The organism is Labrys sp. E2SS-1L (assembly GCF_057073705.1).
In genome coordinates this window covers 5,227,257-5,243,313 of record NZ_CP172712.1, presented here as the reverse complement: position 1 = coordinate 5,243,313, position 16,057 = coordinate 5,227,257, and the positions used below count along the sequence as shown (strand labels likewise).

The 16,057-nt window shown below is 63.1% G+C and carries 15 protein-coding genes and 1 tRNA gene; 9 read left to right on the top strand and 7 right to left on the bottom strand.

The genetic code is table 11. The features are described 5' to 3' along the window. Window positions 1-72: 72 nt before the first annotated feature. On the bottom strand, window positions 73-1,668 hold the full coding sequence (locus tag ACIGJE_RS24565) for an OpgD/OpgG family glucan biosynthesis protein (RefSeq protein ID WP_415084656.1): 1,596 nt from the start codon (window positions 1,666-1,668) through the stop codon (window positions 73-75). A gap of 166 nt (window positions 1,669-1,834) precedes the next feature. Between ACIGJE_RS24565 and ACIGJE_RS24560 the strand changes: the two genes are divergently transcribed. Beyond that, on the top strand, window positions 1,835-2,410 hold the full coding sequence (locus ACIGJE_RS24560) for a DNA-3-methyladenine glycosylase (RefSeq protein WP_311940040.1): 576 nt from the start codon (window positions 1,835-1,837) through the stop codon (window positions 2,408-2,410). Window positions 2,411-2,494: 84 nt separating this feature from the next. Here the strand turns inward: ACIGJE_RS24560 and ACIGJE_RS24555 are convergent, their stop codons facing one another. Beyond that, window positions 2,495-3,163 (bottom strand): FecR family protein, encoded by a 669-nt coding sequence (locus tag ACIGJE_RS24555; protein WP_415084658.1) that lies wholly within the window; start codon window positions 3,161-3,163, stop codon window positions 2,495-2,497. Between the two features lie 624 nt (window positions 3,164-3,787). Between ACIGJE_RS24555 and ACIGJE_RS24550 the strand changes: the two genes are divergently transcribed. Beyond that, a complete protein-coding gene (locus tag ACIGJE_RS24550; protein ID WP_068285434.1) occupies window positions 3,788-4,087 on the top strand; it encodes a hypothetical protein in 300 nt (99 codons plus the stop codon). Between the two features lie 161 nt (window positions 4,088-4,248). Here ACIGJE_RS24550 and ACIGJE_RS24545 read toward each other — a convergent pair. Continuing rightward, window positions 4,249-4,324, bottom strand: a tRNA-Glu gene (locus ACIGJE_RS24545). Window positions 4,325-4,545: 221 nt separating this feature from the next. Between ACIGJE_RS24545 and ACIGJE_RS24540 the strand changes: the two genes are divergently transcribed. Next, on the top strand, window positions 4,546-5,592 hold the full coding sequence (locus ACIGJE_RS24540) for an RluA family pseudouridine synthase (protein ID WP_311940036.1): 1,047 nt from the start codon (window positions 4,546-4,548) through the stop codon (window positions 5,590-5,592). 7 nt (window positions 5,593-5,599) lie between these two features. Here the strand turns inward: ACIGJE_RS24540 and ACIGJE_RS24535 are convergent, their stop codons facing one another. Both ACIGJE_RS24535 and ACIGJE_RS24530 read right to left on the bottom strand, forming a co-directional pair. Continuing rightward, entirely contained in the window at window positions 5,600-5,998 is a 399-nt protein-coding gene (locus tag ACIGJE_RS24535; RefSeq protein WP_311940034.1) for a hypothetical protein, read from the bottom strand. Next, window positions 5,995-6,360 carry an ElaB/YgaM/YqjD family protein gene (locus tag ACIGJE_RS24530; RefSeq protein ID WP_311940032.1) on the bottom strand — a complete coding sequence of 122 codons (366 nt, stop codon included), beginning with the start codon at window positions 6,358-6,360 and terminating at the stop codon, window positions 5,995-5,997. Before ACIGJE_RS24530 ends, ACIGJE_RS24535 begins: the two co-directional genes overlap by 4 nt. Before the next feature lie 536 nt (window positions 6,361-6,896). On the opposite strand from ACIGJE_RS24530, the gene rpoH reads away from it, so the two are divergent. Further along, window positions 6,897-7,784 carry an RNA polymerase sigma factor RpoH gene (gene rpoH / locus ACIGJE_RS24525; protein ID WP_311940031.1) on the top strand — a complete coding sequence of 296 codons (888 nt, stop codon included), beginning with the start codon at window positions 6,897-6,899 and terminating at the stop codon, window positions 7,782-7,784. A 506-nt stretch (window positions 7,785-8,290) separates the two neighbouring features. Further along, window positions 8,291-8,692, top strand: coding sequence for a nucleoside diphosphate kinase regulator (gene rnk, locus ACIGJE_RS24520; RefSeq protein WP_367625431.1), 402 nt, complete (start codon window positions 8,291-8,293; stop codon window positions 8,690-8,692). A 16-nt stretch (window positions 8,693-8,708) separates the two neighbouring features. Here rnk and ACIGJE_RS24515 read toward each other — a convergent pair whose 3' ends face one another. Both ACIGJE_RS24515 and ACIGJE_RS24510 read right to left on the bottom strand, forming a co-directional pair. After that, the gene (locus tag ACIGJE_RS24515; protein WP_311940027.1) at window positions 8,709-10,019 is read right to left on the bottom strand and encodes a hypothetical protein; all 1,311 of its coding nucleotides are present in this window, start codon (window positions 10,017-10,019) and stop codon (window positions 8,709-8,711) included. A 306-nt stretch (window positions 10,020-10,325) separates the two neighbouring features. After that, window positions 10,326-11,615: an adenylosuccinate synthase gene (locus ACIGJE_RS24510; protein WP_068285624.1), complete on the bottom strand. Its 1,290-nt coding sequence runs from the start codon at window positions 11,613-11,615 to the stop codon at window positions 10,326-10,328. A 451-nt stretch (window positions 11,616-12,066) separates the two neighbouring features. Here ACIGJE_RS24510 and ACIGJE_RS24505 point away from each other — a divergent pair, with 451 nt between their 5' ends. The 4 genes from ACIGJE_RS24505 to ACIGJE_RS24490 all read left to right on the top strand — a co-directional run bounded on the left by ACIGJE_RS24505 (window position 12,067) and on the right by ACIGJE_RS24490 (window position 15,963). Next, window positions 12,067-13,110 (top strand): ABC transporter substrate-binding protein, encoded by a 1,044-nt coding sequence (locus tag ACIGJE_RS24505; protein WP_311940152.1) that lies wholly within the window; start codon window positions 12,067-12,069, stop codon window positions 13,108-13,110. Window positions 13,111-13,181: 71 nt separating this feature from the next. Then, on the top strand, window positions 13,182-14,081 hold the full coding sequence (locus ACIGJE_RS24500) for an ABC transporter permease (protein WP_376717722.1): 900 nt from the start codon (window positions 13,182-13,184) through the stop codon (window positions 14,079-14,081). Continuing rightward, a complete protein-coding gene (locus ACIGJE_RS24495; protein WP_311940024.1) occupies window positions 14,078-14,863 on the top strand; it encodes an ABC transporter permease in 786 nt (261 codons plus the stop codon). Before ACIGJE_RS24500 ends, ACIGJE_RS24495 begins: the two co-directional genes overlap by 4 nt. Window positions 14,864-14,883: 20 nt before the next feature. Next, window positions 14,884-15,963, top strand: a complete 1,080-nt coding sequence (locus ACIGJE_RS24490; RefSeq protein ID WP_311940023.1) for an ABC transporter ATP-binding protein — start codon at window positions 14,884-14,886, stop codon at window positions 15,961-15,963. Window positions 15,964-16,057: the final 94 nt, after the last annotated feature.

Here is a 16,057-nt window from a genome sequence, read left to right as displayed (position 1 = left end):
ACAACCAATGGTCGCCCGGGGGCGCAATGCAGCCCCGGATCGCCAGAGTGTGATGTCCAGTACGTCCCGCCGCTAGGCGAAGGGGTGGTACTGATAGAGCCAGGTCTCGCTCAGCACCTTGTCACCGAGCTTGAGATAGCAGCGCAGTTCCACCGGCTCCGGTCCGGTGGCGTGCAGGTCGAACTGGGCGCGCCAATGGCCGTTGATGCCGTCGGGCACCGCCTCGGTGAAGATATAGGACAGTTCGCCGCGCGAGGCCGTGATGATCGGCTCGGGCTTGACGCCATAGGGCAGGTCCTTGAGCGGGTCGCCGAGGAATTCGATCACGAATTTGCGCAGCCCCACCGGGCGCTGCGTGCCGGGATGGCCGCCATTGCCCAGCCTCGTCGCCACCACGCGGGCGAGATTGGTGGGGAAGGGCTCGTCCGCGGCCCAATGCAGGCGGTATTTCAGCGTGAATTGCTGGCCTGCCTTGACCGGATCCTTCGGCACCCACATCGCCACGACATTGTCGTGGATCTCGTCATTGGTGGGGATCTCGATGAGCTGGACGGTGCCTTCGCCGAACGGAGCCAGCGGTTCCACCCACAGCGAAGGGCGCAGATCATATTTGACGCCGTCGAGATAGTGATCGAACAGGCGGTCGCGCTGCAGTAGCCCGAAGCCGCGCGGGTTGGTGTCGGTGAAGGTCGAGGTGGTGGTGGCCGGCACGTTGTTGAGCGGACGCCAGATATGCTCGCCGCCGCCCGTCCACATGGCCAGGCCGTCGGAATCGTGCACTTCGGGACGCCAGTCGATCGCGGTCTGCTTGGCCGTCTCGGAGAACCAGTACATCGAGGTCAGCGGCGTCAGGCCGAAGCGGCTGATGTCGTTGCGGGTGAAGACCTGTGCCTCGATGTCCATCAGCACGGCCTTGGAGCGCGTCATCAGGAAGGAGAAGGCACCGGCGACGGAGGGGCCGTCCAAGAGGGCATAGACCTTGACCTGGTCAGTGGAACCCGGGACCGCTTCCAGCCAGAACTCCTTGAAATCGGGGAATTCTTCCTGATGAGGCGGGTTGGGGTCGGCGGCATTGACAGCAAGGCCGCGGGCCGACAGGCCATATTGGTAGAGTTCGCCGATGGCGCGGAAATAGGAGGCGCCCAGGAAGGCGACCCAGTCGTTCTTCTTCCAGTCGACGGAGCCGGCGCGAGGCTCCTGGAAGCGGAAGCCGGCAAAGCCGACGCCGTCGGGCATGGCCTGGGCAGGGCTGTCCGGCGGCATGTCGAAGGAGGCCTTGCGGTAGATGATCTCGCTGGCGTTCTTGCCTTCGACCACATTGATGGTGACCTTCTTCTGGAAGAAGGTGCCGAGATGGAAGAAGGTGACCGGGAAGGGCGCCGGACCGTTGGCCCACAAGGCGTCTTCGGTCTTGAACTTGATCTTGCCGAGTTCCTCATAGGTCAGCTTGGAGGTGATGTCCGGTGCCGGCTTCTCTGTCGGAACATAGGCCTCCATCGCCAGCTTCTTGGCGCGCTCGACCAGACCCTCGAAGGAGAAAGGCGCAGGCGGACCGAAGGTCAGCACGCCCTCGTCGGCGAATGCTGCGGTGGGAAGGCCCAGTGCCATCAGGGTCGAGAGACTTACGGCTCCCTGGAGGAAAAGCCGCCGGTCGAAAGCGTCGTTCATCAAAAAGTTCCTAACTTCTACTGCGTCCGCAAGCTAAACAGGGATTATCGCCTGTCAATGCCGTGGCGCTTCAAACCACGTCGATTTCGTGACAATAGATTAATTTGACTGATGATTTTGCGCAAAAAAGCGCAAAAGAGCCCAATAATCTTTCAAAATCTGAGAAATGCCCGATTCCGCCCTGGTCTATGCTCCCGCCGCGTTCTACAGGCGCGACGTTCTCGCCGTCGCCGAAGATCTGATCGGCATGACTCTTCTGGTCGACGGTGTCGGTGGCGTCATCGTCGAGACCGAAGCCTATGATCGCGACGATCCGGCCTCCCACACTTTTCGCGGGCCGACGCCGCGCAACGCTGTGATGTTCGGCCCGCCGGGCCACATCTACATCTATCTGTCCTACGGCATGCATTGGTGCGCCAATATCGTCTCCGGAGAGCCCGGCCGCGCCAGCGCGGTACTGCTGCGAGCGCTGGAGCCGACGGTGGGCCTGGATCGCATGGCGCAGAGGCGAGGGCTCGACAAGCCGACCCTGTTGTGTTCCGGACCCGGGCGGCTTTGCCAGGCCTTGGGGTTGACCGGCAGCCAGAACGGGCTGGCGTTGACGCAGCCTCCCCTCGAACTGCTGCGCCGATCCCATGAGCCGCCCATCGTTTCCGGGCCACGCATCGGCATCAGCAAGGCGGTCGAGCGGCCCTGGCGTTTCGGCTGGAGCGGCTCGAAATTCCTCAGCAAGAAGTTCTGACATTCCGGCGCCCAAACGGAAACGGGCCCCGCAGGGGCCCGTCAAACGCGCATTGCAATGGCCTGGCTGCTTGGCTCGACGCCCTTACTTGCCGCCGAAGGTGTCGCAGATCTTGGAATTGGGCGTACCCGTGCAATGCTCGGTGGGCGAACCCGCGGCAGGCACGATGCGGATGATGCGGTCTTCGCCGACCAGCGCGGTCTCACCCGGCTTGACCAGCTTGCAGTAGCGGATGGGGCGGCGCGGTGGGCAGATGAAGGTCTTGCCCTCATAGAGCGTGATGGCGCTGGTAGGGGTGCGCGAATCGACCTGGAATTTGGTGCCGCGTACGCCGATCGAGGCTTGGGGAGCGTGGATCTTGTAGGCGCTCTTGGCCGAATCGCCGGTGGCGAAGCGGAAGGCGCCCTTGGCGAATTGCAGCACGACCGACTTGGCCTTGCCATTGCCGGCATAGACGAAGCTATCGAGCGTGACCGACGACTTCGAGCCGAGCATCAGATGGGTGTTGTCGAGAAAGCGCAATTCGATCACGCCGCTCGGTCCGGTGACGATCTTCTCGCCCTGATGCACGCTGGAGCCGATTTCCAGGCGCCCGGACATCGAACCGTGCACGGCCGGCGTCAGGCCGACGACGTCGCCGATGACTTCGGGTCCCTGTTTCGCCGGGGCGGTCTGAGCGGTGGCCGTCTGCGCGGAGAAGGCAGCAAGCAGGGTGAGCAGCACCGGTGCCAGGCGGAGGAAACGTAATGTCATGACAAATATCGAACCGTTACTCGAAGGTGGGATCAACGCGGTATCCAATTGAAACGATCATAGCGCTGCGGCAGCTGAAAAGTGAAGGCTTATTAAGCATGTTCCGAGCTCATCCCTTGGAAATCGGGCGGCCTGTTGCGTTTTTGCATCGCGATCTAGCGCAATCTATCGCGTTGCGATCAGATGGTGACAGGTGTTCTGATAGCAGTAGCTACGGAAACGCTCGGATTAGAATTGTCATGATTAGGCGATTTAGGGAGGGGGTTTTCTAGAATTCCATTGGGTCATTCATCCTTTTTGGGTATTTCTTACGCAGAGGTATTTGAGGCGCAGTGCCTCCTTGCGTCGTCTGATCCCGCCCTAATCACGCATGGGTTGCTGAATGAGGTCTCGCCGTCGTCGATGGTACTTTGTTTGGCCGGAAATTATTGCTGACCCGGCTGGAGAGACGTGCCGGACATCCCTAAGGCAGCGGCATTGTTCGTACAGGGCTGGCGGCGTCCGGGGCGCGGTCGTCCCAACATTTGCCGAAATTGCAACGCATAGCTGCTCAGCCTTTGTTGCACTGCAACATTGCGCGAATCCTGCTATGGTGCCGTCAAGTGAAAGAGAAGGCATAGATCCGTGAGCGAGACCTGGAACACGAAATTCGGCAGCAGGCGCGTCAAGCAGGCCCTTCCGACCATCGAGGAAGCCTTGTTCGCCGCCGAGTGCCTCAATGACGACTTCGACCAGCAGGTCGAGATTGCCGCATCGCTGCTCGGTGTCGGTGTCGAGGAAGTGCGTGCGGTCGCCAAGCGGTCGGTGAAGCCGGTCGAGCGCCGTCTCAGCCTGCCGATCGCCAAATCCCCCCGTGCGGCTGTCGCGCCGCGCGCCGTGGTGGTCGAATATCGTACGCCCAAGCGCCTGGTCGGCATGCGCTGAGGCGCTGGCTGCTTCCCATCCCTGACGAAAATCTACCGGGCGCCGTGGGAAACCGCGGCGCTTTTCATTTGCGCATGCAATGAGCAACCCCAAGGCGCCAGAAGGCGCAGCAAACCGGTGGATGCAATGGAAATACTTGCTCAGGCGCCTGAAAAAGCGAATGGCGCTCCCAAGGGGACTCGAACCCCTGTTTTCGCCGTGAGAGGGCGACGTCCTAGGCCACTAGACGATGGGAGCAGCGGCAAGGAGTGCGCCTATAGCGGCAAAAAAGGCCGGCGGCAAGCGGCAATCTGTGCGATCGGCGCATTTGTGGTTTGAATTCCTGGCATTGCTGGTTTTCCGCGCCGGGCACGGCATGCGATCCAACGGAATTGCGAGAATTGCAAAGGCGCGTCGAAACAAAGAGTTAGAGAAAAATCACGTTTCCACTCAGCCCCATTTTGCTCTAGTACCCGCCCATGAACAGCATCGACAGCAGTGCCGAAGAGACGTTTTTCGAGGTCACCGAAGCCGGCGAGCGCATCGACCGCTTCCTGGCTCGCCAATGCCAGGCGGCCGATAGCAGGCCCGACCTGCAGCCCTTGTCGCGTACGCGCATCAAGGCCCTGATCGAGGCCGGCCATGCCAGTATCGACGGCCGGGCGGTGCTCGATGCCGGCCAGATCCTCAAGCCAGGGCAACGGGTGGCGCTTCGGGTGCCGGAACCTGAGCCTGCCGAACCGCAGGGCGAAGACATTCCCCTTGCCATCGTCTATGAGGATGACGATCTCCTTGTCATCGACAAGCCGGTCGGTCTGGTGGTGCATCCGGCCGCCGGCCATGAGAGCGGCACGCTGGTGAATGCGCTCATCGCCCATTGCGGTGATTCGCTCTCGGGCGTGGGCGGCGTGAAGCGGCCTGGCATCGTGCATCGCCTCGACAAGGACACGTCGGGCCTGCTGGTGGTCGCCAAGAACGACAGGGCGCATCAGGGCCTGGCGGCCCAGTTCGCCGATCACGGCCGCACGGGACCGCTGGAGCGGGCCTATCTCGCCTTCGTGTGGGGTGCGACGCGCCCGCACGGCACGATCGAGACCGGCATCGACCGCTCGACCCGCAATCGCGAGAAGATGGCCGTGGTGGCGCTCGGCCGCGGGCGGGAAGCCATCACCCATTATTCGCTGGTCGAGGCTTTGGGCAGCCAGCTTTCGGGCAGCCACGGCGGCCAGCCGCTGGTCAGCCTGGTGGAGTGCCGGCTGGAGACCGGCAGGACCCACCAGATCCGCGTGCATATGGCCCATCTCGGCCATCCGCTGCTCGGCGATGCGGTTTATGGCAGCGGCTTCAAGACCAAGGCCGCCCTGCTGCCGGAGGCCCCCCGCGCAGTGCTCGCCGGCCTCGGCCGCCAAGCGCTGCACGCCCGGCTGCTCGGTTTCGAGCATCCGGTCAACGGCAGGCATCTGGTGTTCGAAAGCCCACTACCGGCCGATCTTGCGGCCTTGGCCGAGGCCCTGCGCAACGGCTAAGAGCTATTCAGCGTTTGCGGCCGAGCCAGAAGCCACCGGCCAGGGCTGCGAGCGCCAGGGCGCCGCTGACCGTCTTCTTGTCTGGCAGGCTCTCCTGCACGACGCCAGCCGCCGTCACCATGGTCGCAGCCAGGAGCCGGCGGCGCTTGGCTTTCTTCTCGGCGGCCTGGGCCACCACCAAGGCAAGGACGGCGAGCACCGCAAATCCGCCGCCGAGCGCTGCGTCGGCCCAATAGGGACCATAGGTTTCAGCCAGGAAGCGGTGCAGGCTGATCAGCCCGATGATCGCCATCGCGACAAGGCAGCAGCCGGCGACGAGGCGCCAGAGGATGACGGTCCCGTACTGACGCAGGACGGCGCTCAACTCCTCCTTGGCGAGGGCGCCCAGGGCAAGAAGACGGGTCACGAACGCCCCTTGCTCCACAAGCCGAGGATCAGGCCAATGCCGGCGGCGAGCGCTACCGATTGCAGCGGCTTGCGGGTGATGTAGTCGAGTGTCGCCTTCTGCAGGTCGGATGCCTGTTCCTGGGCGGCACCGCGAAGTTCGCTGGCCTTGGCCCCTGCCTCGTTCACCTTGTCGTCGAAGACCTGCCTGGCATGCCTGGCTTCTTTGGACAGGAATTTCGACCAGGAGCTCTTCTCCGCATCGACATAGGCGCTGAGCTGTTCGGTCAGGCGGGCAACTTCGGCCCTCAAAGCATCGAGGTCCTTGCCGAGGCTTTCGGAAAGATCGGCCTTGGCCTGAGCGGTGCGCTTGTCGCCGTCCATACTGGTGTCTCCTGTCTGGTCAACAGTGAAGGGCCGCGCCGGTTTCCGATCGCGGGTTGCGATGGCGGAAGGCATTCCTGGAAGAGTTAAGCCGGCTGGCCGCAGGTGCAAGGTAAACAAAACGTTACGGTAAACGCGGCGGGGCGGGCGGCGGTTCCCTCCGCCCGGAAATCGATTAACATCCCTTAATTTGACAATGTTACCGAGCTGTCACATTAATGCATGGCCGCCCGCAAAAGATTGCAACGCGAAATCGCCGCAATCGGGCGCATGATAGTTCGGGTGATCGGGATTGGTCCGTGCCTCAGCGGCCTGGGTGACGAATGTCCCATGGCAGGCGAGATGTCCTCGGTGGAAGCAGGTCAATAGATTTGCCGGGGTGGCACATGCGGGGCCGCTAGATATCGCGCTTTGGAAGGTCCGCCAGGGTCTTCACAAAGGCCGGTGTCGTCCCCATATCACGTAGGCGCCGTCTGCTCTGAAGGAGGGATGGCGATTTGAACCGCCCTCGATGGGGGTTCAGAGGAGAGGAACATATGGCTTCTGCCGCGCTTCCCGTCTTGGCCACCGAGAGTGGCCTGTCGCGTTATCTCGATGAAATTCGCCGCTTCCCGATGCTCCAGCCGGAGCAGGAATACATGCTTGCCAAGCGTTGGCGCGAGCATGGCGATCGTGAAGCCGCACATCAATTGGTGACCTCGCATCTGCGGCTCGTGGCCAAGATCGCCATGGGCTATCGTGGCTATGGCTTGCCGCTGGGCGAAGTGGTCTCGGAAGGCAATATTGGCCTGATGCAGGCCGTCAAGCGCTTCGAGCCGGAGAAAGGCTTTCGGCTCGCCACCTATGCGATGTGGTGGATCCGGGCCTCGATCCAGGAATATATCCTGCGCTCCTGGTCGCTGGTGAAGATGGGCACTACCGCCAACCAGAAGAAGCTCTTCTTCAACCTGCGCAAGGCCAAGAGCCAGATTTCGGCGCTGGATGAAGGGGATCTGCGTCCCGACCAGGTCAAGTCGATTGCCAAATCGCTCGGCGTGCAGGAGCAGGAAGTGGTGGAGATGAACCGCCGTCTCGGCGGCGACGCTTCGCTCAATGCTCCCGTGCGCGAGGAAGGCGACGGCGAATGGCAGGATTGGCTGGTGGATGATACGGCCAACCAGGAGACCCGTCTGGCCGAGACGGAGCAGAGCGAGAACCGCTCCACTGCTCTGCGCCAGGCCTTGAACGTGCTGAACGATCGTGAGCGCCGCATCTTCGAGGCGCGCCGTCTGGTCGACGATCCCATCACGCTGGAGGAACTCTCCGACGAGTTCGGGGTCTCGCGCGAGCGTGTGCGCCAGATCGAGGTGAGAGCCTTCGAAAAGGTGCAGGCGGCTGTGCGCTCCGGCGTCGCCCGCCTCGAAGCGGCGCACGCACCGGCCTGATCCGCTTGTGATAGCCGAATGGGGAGCCGCCTTCGGGCGGCTTTTCCTTGAGCAGAGTGCGGTGCGAGCAATTCGCGTTTAGGCCCGACTTCCTTGTCCTGGCCTATTTTCGGGATCAGGAAGCCCGGTCGCCGCATCAGAAAATGCCTCCGGCCTCGGCATTTCCGGCCGGTGAAGAGACATCGTTCGAGCCGGCTTGACAGGATCGGCATCGACCAACATGGTGGAACCATGAGCACCGTGGTCAAAATCACCCTTCGTCTCTTCCCGATCGCGGAAGCGTAGCCCCGGGCTCGGCCATTTGCGCCCCGAGCTGCGGGGCACGCCGCTCCTCATAGGGTGCGGCCTATCATCCGGCGCATGCTCAATCCGTCAAATCACACACCATAGCCGCCAGGTTCTCGCCACGCGCGAGGGCCTGTGCATCCCTTCTTGTCGTCATGCCCGGTGGCTAGCCGCGGGCAGGCGGGCGCGCTGCGTCGCGCCCGATTTTGAGGTATCCAGTCATGAATCAACCCCTGAAGAACCAGGCCAAGCCCAATATCATCGTGAACGAGGTCGATTTCGAGCGCCTGACCCAGCTCGCGACCTCTGCCCTCGATCGATTCCCGGAGGTGGCCGAGGCGTTGCTCGGCGAACTCGACCGGGCGGAGATCGTTCCCGCGCTGCAGGTTGGCAACAACGTGGTGCAGATCGGCTCCGTCGTCACCTTCGAGACGGAAGGCGGTGCCCTGCGCGAGGTGAAGCTGGTCTATCCGGGTGAGGCCGATATTGCCGAGGGCAAGGTCTCGATCCTCACGCCGATCGGCACGGCCTTGCTCGGCCTGTCGCCGGGGCAGTCGATCACCTGGAAGGCCCGTGACGGTCGCGAGCACGAATTGCGCGTCACGGTCGTGAAGGCGTCCTGAAAGGGGCGCTTGAGACCTATTGCGCCGCCGCAGCGTCGGCGTTCCAGGCGGCCATGGCGTCGTTGAAGGCCTTCTCGCCCGTCGGTCCCTTCTCGAAGGTGAACACGGCGTTGCGGCCATTGGCGAAGGTGAATACCAGATCGAACCACTGATTGGCCTGCAACATCTTGGCGTTGCGGCCCTTCTCGTCGGGCGGGTCGAGCAGGCCCATCAGGAAGACGCCGGTCGTGACCTTCATCAAGGCACCGTCGAGCTGCAAGCCCGGGACCTGAGGGTCGGACTTGACGTTGACGCTCTTGACGTCGCCGACGGCGCCGCTCGGGTAGTCGGCCGGCACGCTCATCTGGATGTTCAGGAGGTAGTTCGCCGGCAGCGAGCGATCGGAATTATGCCTGAGGGTGAGCAGCACCTTCATCTTCCGGTCGGGAACATTGATCTCGCCGACGACGACGGTATCGAGCGGGCCATTGGTGCCGCTGGCCTGCGATTCAGTGCGCCAGTTCACGGTACCTTCGAAGAGGCGGCCCTTCATCGGGGCGCTCGGATCTTCCTCCATCAGGCGCGCACGCTGTCCCTCCGGCGCCTCGGATTGGGTCGAGGGCAGCAGTGGTGCCGGAGCAGACGGAGCCTGCGGAGCCGGCGCAGCAGGTTCCGGGGGCGCTGGCGAGGGAGCCGGGGGCGGGGGATTGCCGGTAGCCACCTCGGTCTGGGGCGTGCCCGGCGTGCCGCCGAGGCGGTCATTCAGCTTGCCGGGTTCGGGCGCCGGCTTGGGCGCCGTCTGCGGTGCGGTTGCCTGTTGAGGCACCAGGACGGGGCTGTCGTCGCTACCGCGCAAATAGAGTGCGGTGGCGGCGCCTCCGCCAATGATGACGGCCGCCGTCGCGGCCATGATGGCATACCGCCTGAGATTGCCGTTGGATCTGGTGCGGCGAGGTGCCTGGGGCCGTCGCTTCTCGGCCCTGCGCTCGGCAAAAGCCGGAAGGCCGTTGGATCGTGGCGAGGCAGAGGTCGATGCCTCGTCATCGGTCGCGTCACCATTGGCTGGCTCGTCGTCGGACTGAGACTGCGGGGCGGCCGGGCGCTCGGAGACCACCGGTTCAGGTGTGAATTCGGCCTCGTCATAATGGTGCTCGACGCGTCGGATCGCCTCTTCGAGCAGGTTGCGTTCCCTGGCAATCTGTCCTTCGGTCAGCGCGGGATCAGCGGCATTAAGCTGGCGGAGAAGGGCGGAGCGGGCTTTCTCATAGAGCGCCTGGCGGGTTTCCTGCGTATTGGGGGAAAGACCCTGCACGGCTCGCTGAATGGGAGGAAAATAGTCCGTCGACACGCGTTCTGGCTCGATCTCTTCACAGAAGCATTTTCTGGAAAAGTCGATGGACTTTTCAATCAAGAAAATGCGTCAAAACAAGACGTTAGAGCAAAATACGATTCGGAGGAATCGCACTTGCTCCGGGCCCATGGTCCGCTGCAGACAGGCCTGCCCGCCAAGATGTGGCAGAAGCCACGCCCGATCCTGCCCCGAAGGACAAGATCGCCGCCGGACAAGCACGGCGCCACGCGGATCGCAACCCGCGCAGTGCCATCGCAGCAGATCACGCACTAATGCCCGAATCTGACGGGATTAGGTCTGCTCTTAGACTTGAAAGGGATTTTGCACAAGGATCGTGTCGTCACGGTCGGGGCTGGTGGAGAGCACGGCCACCGGCGCTCCGATCAGTTCCTCGATGCGGCGGACATATTTGATCGCCTGCGCCGGCAGGTCCGCCCAGGAGCGCGCCTTGGCCGTGGTTTCCTGCCAGCCCTCGATCTCTTCATAGATGGGTTTCACGCGGGCCTGGGCAGCCTGGCTGGCCGGCAGATAGTCGATTTCACGACCATCGAGCTCGTAGCGCACGCACACTTTGATGGTTTCGAAGCCATCGAGGATGTCGAGCTTGGTGAGGGCGATGCCGGTGATGCCGGAGGTGCGGATGGTCTGGCGCACCAGGGCGGCGTCGAACCAGCCGCAACGGCGGGCCCGGCCGGTGACCGTGCCGAATTCGCGGCCGCGCTCGCCGATCAAGCGGCCGGTCTCGTCGGTGAGCTCGGTCGGGAAGGGGCCTTCGCCCACGCGCGTGGTATAGGCCTTGGTGATGCCGAGCACATAGTCGAGCGCACCCGGCCCGAGGCCTGAGCCGACGGCAGCCTGCCCCGCGACCGTGTTGGAGGAGGTCACATAAGGATAGGTGCCGTGGTCGATGTCGAGCAAGGCGCCCTGGGCGCCCTCGAACAGGATACGGCTGCCGGCCTTGCGCTCCTTGTCGAGCAGGGCGCCGACATCGTCCATGAAGGGCAGAACCTGCGGCGCGACGTCCGCCAGTTCCTGATAGAGCGCTTCCGGATCGATTTCGCTCTGGCCGGTGCCGCGGCGCAGGGCGTTGTGGTGGTTGAGCAGGCGGGCGATCTTCGGGCGCAGGGCGCCGAGATCAGCCAGGTCCATCAGGCGGATGGCGCGCCGGCCCACCTTGTCTTCATAGGCGGGGCCGATGCCACGCCCGGTCGTGCCGATCTTGGTGCCGTCGGTCGCCGACTCGCGCAGGCGGTCGAGGTCCTGGTGCAGGGAGAGGATGAGCGGGGTGTTCTCGGCGATGCGCAAGGCTTCGGGCGTCACGGACACGCCCTGCTCCTTCAGCTTCTTCACCTCGGCGATGAAGGCGCGCGGGTCGAGCACGACGCCATTGCCGATCACCGAGAGCTTGCCGCGCACGATGCCCGAGGGCAGCAGCGACAGCTTATAGACATTGTCGCCGATGACGAGAGTGTGGCCGGCATTGTGCCCGCCCTGGAAGCGTACGACGACGTCGGCCTGTTCCGACAGCCAGTCGACGATCTTACCCTTGCCTTCGTCGCCCCATTGCGACCCGACCACGACGACATTGGCCATGGTGATCTCCCTTCTCTCTCTGGCCCTCGGCCCCGAAATTCCCGAGAGCAAAACGCGTTCAGATGGAAACGCCGTTTTGCCTCCGTTCGTTCGCTTCGACGCGCTTTGCGATTCTCGGCGGATCCACCAAAATCGCGAAACGCTTTCGTGCGGAATTCCAAAACCCGGACACGCAAAAGCCCGGCTCATCCGATGGCCGGGCTTTTTCACTTCCTAACGGATCGGACGGGCGTCGTAAACCCGTAAAAATAGCTGCAAACAGTGAATTTGCGGGCTGTCATATATGACAGCCGCTATTGACACAAAAGTGTCAACCGTCATTGATACCAGCGCCGCTGTAAAAACCCTTACGGAGAAAATGGGCCTTGCGGCACCATCAAGGAGTTGGACAATGAGCAGGAAAACGTGGCTGGGTATCGCATCGGTATCCGTGCTGGCTGTGGCGGCTTCGATGGGCAGCGCGTTTGCCCAGAGCCAGGAGCTGATCGACGCCGCCAAGAAGGAAGGCCAGCTCACCACGATCGCGTTGCCGCATGACTGGTGTGGCTATGGCGCCATCATCGAAGGCTTCAAGGCCAAGTATGGCCTCAAGGTCAACGAGCTCAATCCGGACGCCGGTTCGGGCGACGAGGTCGAGGCCATCAAGGCCAACAAGGGCAATACCGGCCCGCAGGCTCCCGACGTGATCGACGTCGGTCTTTCCTTCGGCCCGACCTCCAAGAAGGACGGCCTGATCCAACCTTACAAGGTGGCGACCTGGGATACGATTCCGGACAATGCCAAGGATGCCGACGGCCATTGGTATGGTGACTATTACGGCGTGCTCGCCTTCGAGGTGAACAAGGACATCGTCAAGAATTCGCCGAAGGATTGGTCCGACCTGTTGAGCTCCGACTACGCCAATGCCGTGGCGCTGGCCGGCGACCCCCGCACCGCCAACCAGGCGATCCAGGGCGTCTATGCCGCCGGTTTGTCGGCCGCCAAGGGCGATGCCAGCAAGGCTGCGGCCGAAGGCCTGAAATTTTTCGCCGAGCTGAACAAGAAGGGCAATTTCGTGCCCACCATCGGCAAGGCCGCCTCGCTGGCCCAGGGTGCGACCCCCATCGTCCTGCGCTGGGACTACAATGCGCTCACCGATCGCGACACGCTCAAGGGCAATCCGGACGTCGACGTGGTGATTCCGGCCAGCGGCGTGGTTGCCGGCGTCTATGTCCAGGCCATCAGTGCCTATGCACCCCATCCCAATGCCGCCAAGCTGTGGATGGAGTACCTTTACTCCGACGAAGGCCAGATCGGCTATCTGAAGGGCTATTGCCACCCGATCCGCTTCAACGACCTCGTCGCCAAGAAGAAGATTCCGGCCGACTTGCTGGCCAAGCTCCCGCCGGCCGAAGCCTATGCCAAGGCCGTGTTCCCGACGCTTGATGAGCAGAGTGCCGCCAAGGCCGAGATCACCAAGGATTGGGACAGCGTGGTCGGCGCCGCCGTCAAGTAAGATCGTTTGTCATCTCCTGCGCGTCCTGCCCGGTTTCTCCAGGCGGGACGCGTGCTATTGTGGTCGCCGCGATGAATACCACCGCAAACACTGCCCCAGCTGCAGCTCCAGGCTCGGTCAGAGCCAGTGGAGGGCTGGCCGTGCTGGGCATGGCGCCCTTCGTCCTCTTCGCCCTGCTCTTCCTGGTGGTTCCGACGGCCTTGCTGCTGGTTGGGGCTTTCTTCGACCGGGAAGGGCATTTCACCTTCGGCAACATCACCGAACTCTTCACCAATCCGGCGATCGTTTCCTCCTTCTGGCTCAGTATCAAGATCAGCTTCGCCTCAGCCCTCGGCGGTGCCTTCATCGGTTTCTTCGTGGCCTATGCGGTCATTCTCGGCGGCCTGCCGGAATGGATGCGCGGCGCCGTGATGACATTTTCGGGCGTTGCCTCGAACTTTGCCGGCGTGCCGCTGGCCTTCGCCTTCCTGGCGACGCTGGGGCGGGTGGGGCTCGTCACCGTGCTGCTGCGGGACTGGCTCGGGTTCAACCTCTACTCGACCGGATTCAACATCCTCAGCTTCACCGGTCTGACCCTGGTCTATCTCTATTTCCAGATTCCCCTGATGGTGCTGGTGATCGCGCCGGCCCTGGACGGGCTGAAGCGCGAATGGCGCGAGGCCAATGCCGTGCTGGGCGGCAGCAATTTCCACTATTGGCGGCATATTGCCTTGCCGATCCTGCTGCCGAGCATCTTGGGCGCGACGCTGCTCCTGTTCGCCAATGCTTTCGGCGCGGTGGCGACCGCCTATGCGCTGACCGGCTCCAGCCTGCCGATTATTCCCATCCAGCTCTTCGCCCAGATCCGCGGCGACGTGCTCAGCAATCCCAATCTGGGCTACGCCATCGCCTTCGGCATGGTGGTGATCACCAGCATTTCCAGCGGCGCCTATATCTGGCTGCGCAGCTATAGCGAGCGGTGGGTGCGATGAAAAAGTCCTCCGTATTATCCTGGCTGATCATCCTCCTGGCGATCAGCTATTTCATCATCCCGCTGCTCTCCACCTTCGAGTTCTCGCTGCGCATGCTGCGCGGGCAGTACAGCTTCGAAGCCTATCGCGTGGTGTTCGCCCAGGCGGAGTTCCAGCATGCCTTCATCCGCTCGATCCTGCTGGCGCTCGCTACCATCGTGCTGAGTATCGTGCTGGTGGTGCCGGCAGCCTATCTGGTGCGCCTGCGCCTGCCGAGCTGGCGCTCGCCGGTCGAGTTCGTCACGCTGCTGCCACTGGTGATTCCGGCGATCATCATCGTCTTCGGCTATATCCGCATGTTCAACTCCTCGTCCTGGCTGCCGCTGACCGACAGCGAGTGGACCACGGACCTCCTGCTGACCTTCGGCTATGTCGTGCTGGCGCTGCCCTACATGTATCGTTCTGTCGATGCGGGTCTGCGCGCCATCGACGTCAAGACACTGACCGAGGCGGCCCAGAGCCTGGGGGCGAGCAGCTTCACCATCCTCTGGCAGGTCATCCTGCCGAACATCCGCTCGGGCGTGCTCAGCGGATCCTTCATCGCCTTCGCCATCGTCATAGGCGAATTCACCTTTGCCAGCCTGCTCAACCGGCCGGTCTTCGGTACCTATCTGCAATTGATCGGCGCGAACCGGGCCTATGAGCCGTCGGCGCTCGCCATCGTTGCCTTCATCATCACCTGGGCCTGCATGGGCCTGCTGCAGCTCGTCGGCCGCTCGCGCGGCGCGCGGGCGGCGCGTTGAACCAGCACTGGGAGGCCAGCATGTCCTTTCTCGAGATCACCGGGCTGCAGAAGAGCTTCGGCGCCAACCAGGTGGTGAAACGCTTCGATCTGTCGGTCCAGAAGGGTGAATTCATCACCCTGCTCGGCCCGTCCGGCTGCGGCAAGACCACGGTGCTGCGCATGGTCGCGGGCTTCGAAACACCGTCCGCCGGCTCGATCCGCATGGACGGCAAGGAGATTTCGGGGCTGGCGCCTAACCAGCGCAATGTCGGTATGGTGTTCCAGGCCTACGCCCTGTTCCCCAACATGACGGTGGCCGAGAATATCGGCTTCGGGCTGAAGATCGCCAAGAAGCCGCAACCGGAGATCGATGCCCGCGTCAAGCAGATGCTGGAGATGATCAAGCTGCCGCAGATCGCCGATCGCTATCCCTTCCAGCTCTCCGGCGGCCAGCAGCAGCGCGTGGCGCTGGCGCGGGCGATTGCGGTGCGTCCGAAGATCCTGCTGCTGGACGAGCCGCTCTCGGCCCTCGACGCCAAGATCCGCGTGTCCCTGCGCGACGAGATTCGCGTGCTGCAGCAGGAACTCGGCATCACCACGCTCTTCGTCACCCACGACCAGGAAGAGGCGCTGTCGATGTCCGACCGCATCGTGGTGATGAGCGCCGGGCAGATGGAACAGGTCGGCACCCCCTTCGAGATCTACAACTTCCCCAAGACCCGCTTCGTCTCCTCCTTTGTCGGTACGCTCAACTTCCTCACCGGCGCGGTCGTCGATGCCGCTGCCGGGCGTTTCTCCGTCGACGGGCAGGAAGTGATCACCAGCCGCGGCCTGCAGGGCGCCAGCAATGGTGAGACGCGCACGCTGGCCCTGCGCCCGGAAGCGGTGGTGCTGGGCAGCGGTGGCGAGGGGCGCAACAGCCTCACCGGCCGCATTGAGCTCGTCAGCTTCCTCGGTTCGATCGTACGCATCCGCGTGCGCTTCAACGAGAATGTGGTTTCGCTCGATACCTTCAACAATCCGGGCGCCCCGCCGCCGCAGATGGGCGAGGACGTTACGGTATCCTTCGGCCGCGGCGACCTGCAATTGCTGGAAGAGGCCGAGAAGGTCGCGGCTTGAGAATAGAGCTCCCTTCTCCCCTTGTGGGAGAAGGTCCCGGCAGGGGGATGAGCGATCTTGGGACCCTTCCTGATCACCTTCCGGGGAGCCGCCA

Coding starts and splice junctions, on each gene's coding strand:
- ACIGJE_RS24565 (WP_415084656.1), bottom strand. CDS start 1,668: ATGAACGACGCTTTCGACCGGCGGCTTTTCCTCCAGGGAGCCGTAAGT.
- ACIGJE_RS24560 (WP_311940040.1), top strand. CDS start 1,835: ATGCCCGATTCCGCCCTGGTCTATGCTCCCGCCGCGTTCTACAGGCGC.
- ACIGJE_RS24555 (WP_415084658.1), bottom strand. CDS start 3,163: ATGACATTACGTTTCCTCCGCCTGGCACCGGTGCTGCTCACCCTGCTT.
- ACIGJE_RS24540 (WP_311940036.1), top strand. CDS start 4,546: ATGAACAGCATCGACAGCAGTGCCGAAGAGACGTTTTTCGAGGTCACC.
- ACIGJE_RS24530 (WP_311940032.1), bottom strand. CDS start 6,360: ATGGACGGCGACAAGCGCACCGCTCAGGCCAAGGCCGATCTTTCCGAA.
- rpoH (WP_311940031.1), top strand. CDS start 6,897: ATGGCTTCTGCCGCGCTTCCCGTCTTGGCCACCGAGAGTGGCCTGTCG.
- rnk (WP_367625431.1), top strand. CDS start 8,291: ATGAATCAACCCCTGAAGAACCAGGCCAAGCCCAATATCATCGTGAAC.
- ACIGJE_RS24510 (WP_068285624.1), bottom strand. CDS start 11,615: ATGGCCAATGTCGTCGTGGTCGGGTCGCAATGGGGCGACGAAGGCAAG.
- ACIGJE_RS24505 (WP_311940152.1), top strand. CDS start 12,067: ATGGGCAGCGCGTTTGCCCAGAGCCAGGAGCTGATCGACGCCGCCAAG.
- ACIGJE_RS24500 (WP_376717722.1), top strand. CDS start 13,182: ATGAATACCACCGCAAACACTGCCCCAGCTGCAGCTCCAGGCTCGGTC.
- ACIGJE_RS24495 (WP_311940024.1), top strand. CDS start 14,078: ATGAAAAAGTCCTCCGTATTATCCTGGCTGATCATCCTCCTGGCGATC.
- ACIGJE_RS24490 (WP_311940023.1), top strand. CDS start 14,884: ATGTCCTTTCTCGAGATCACCGGGCTGCAGAAGAGCTTCGGCGCCAAC.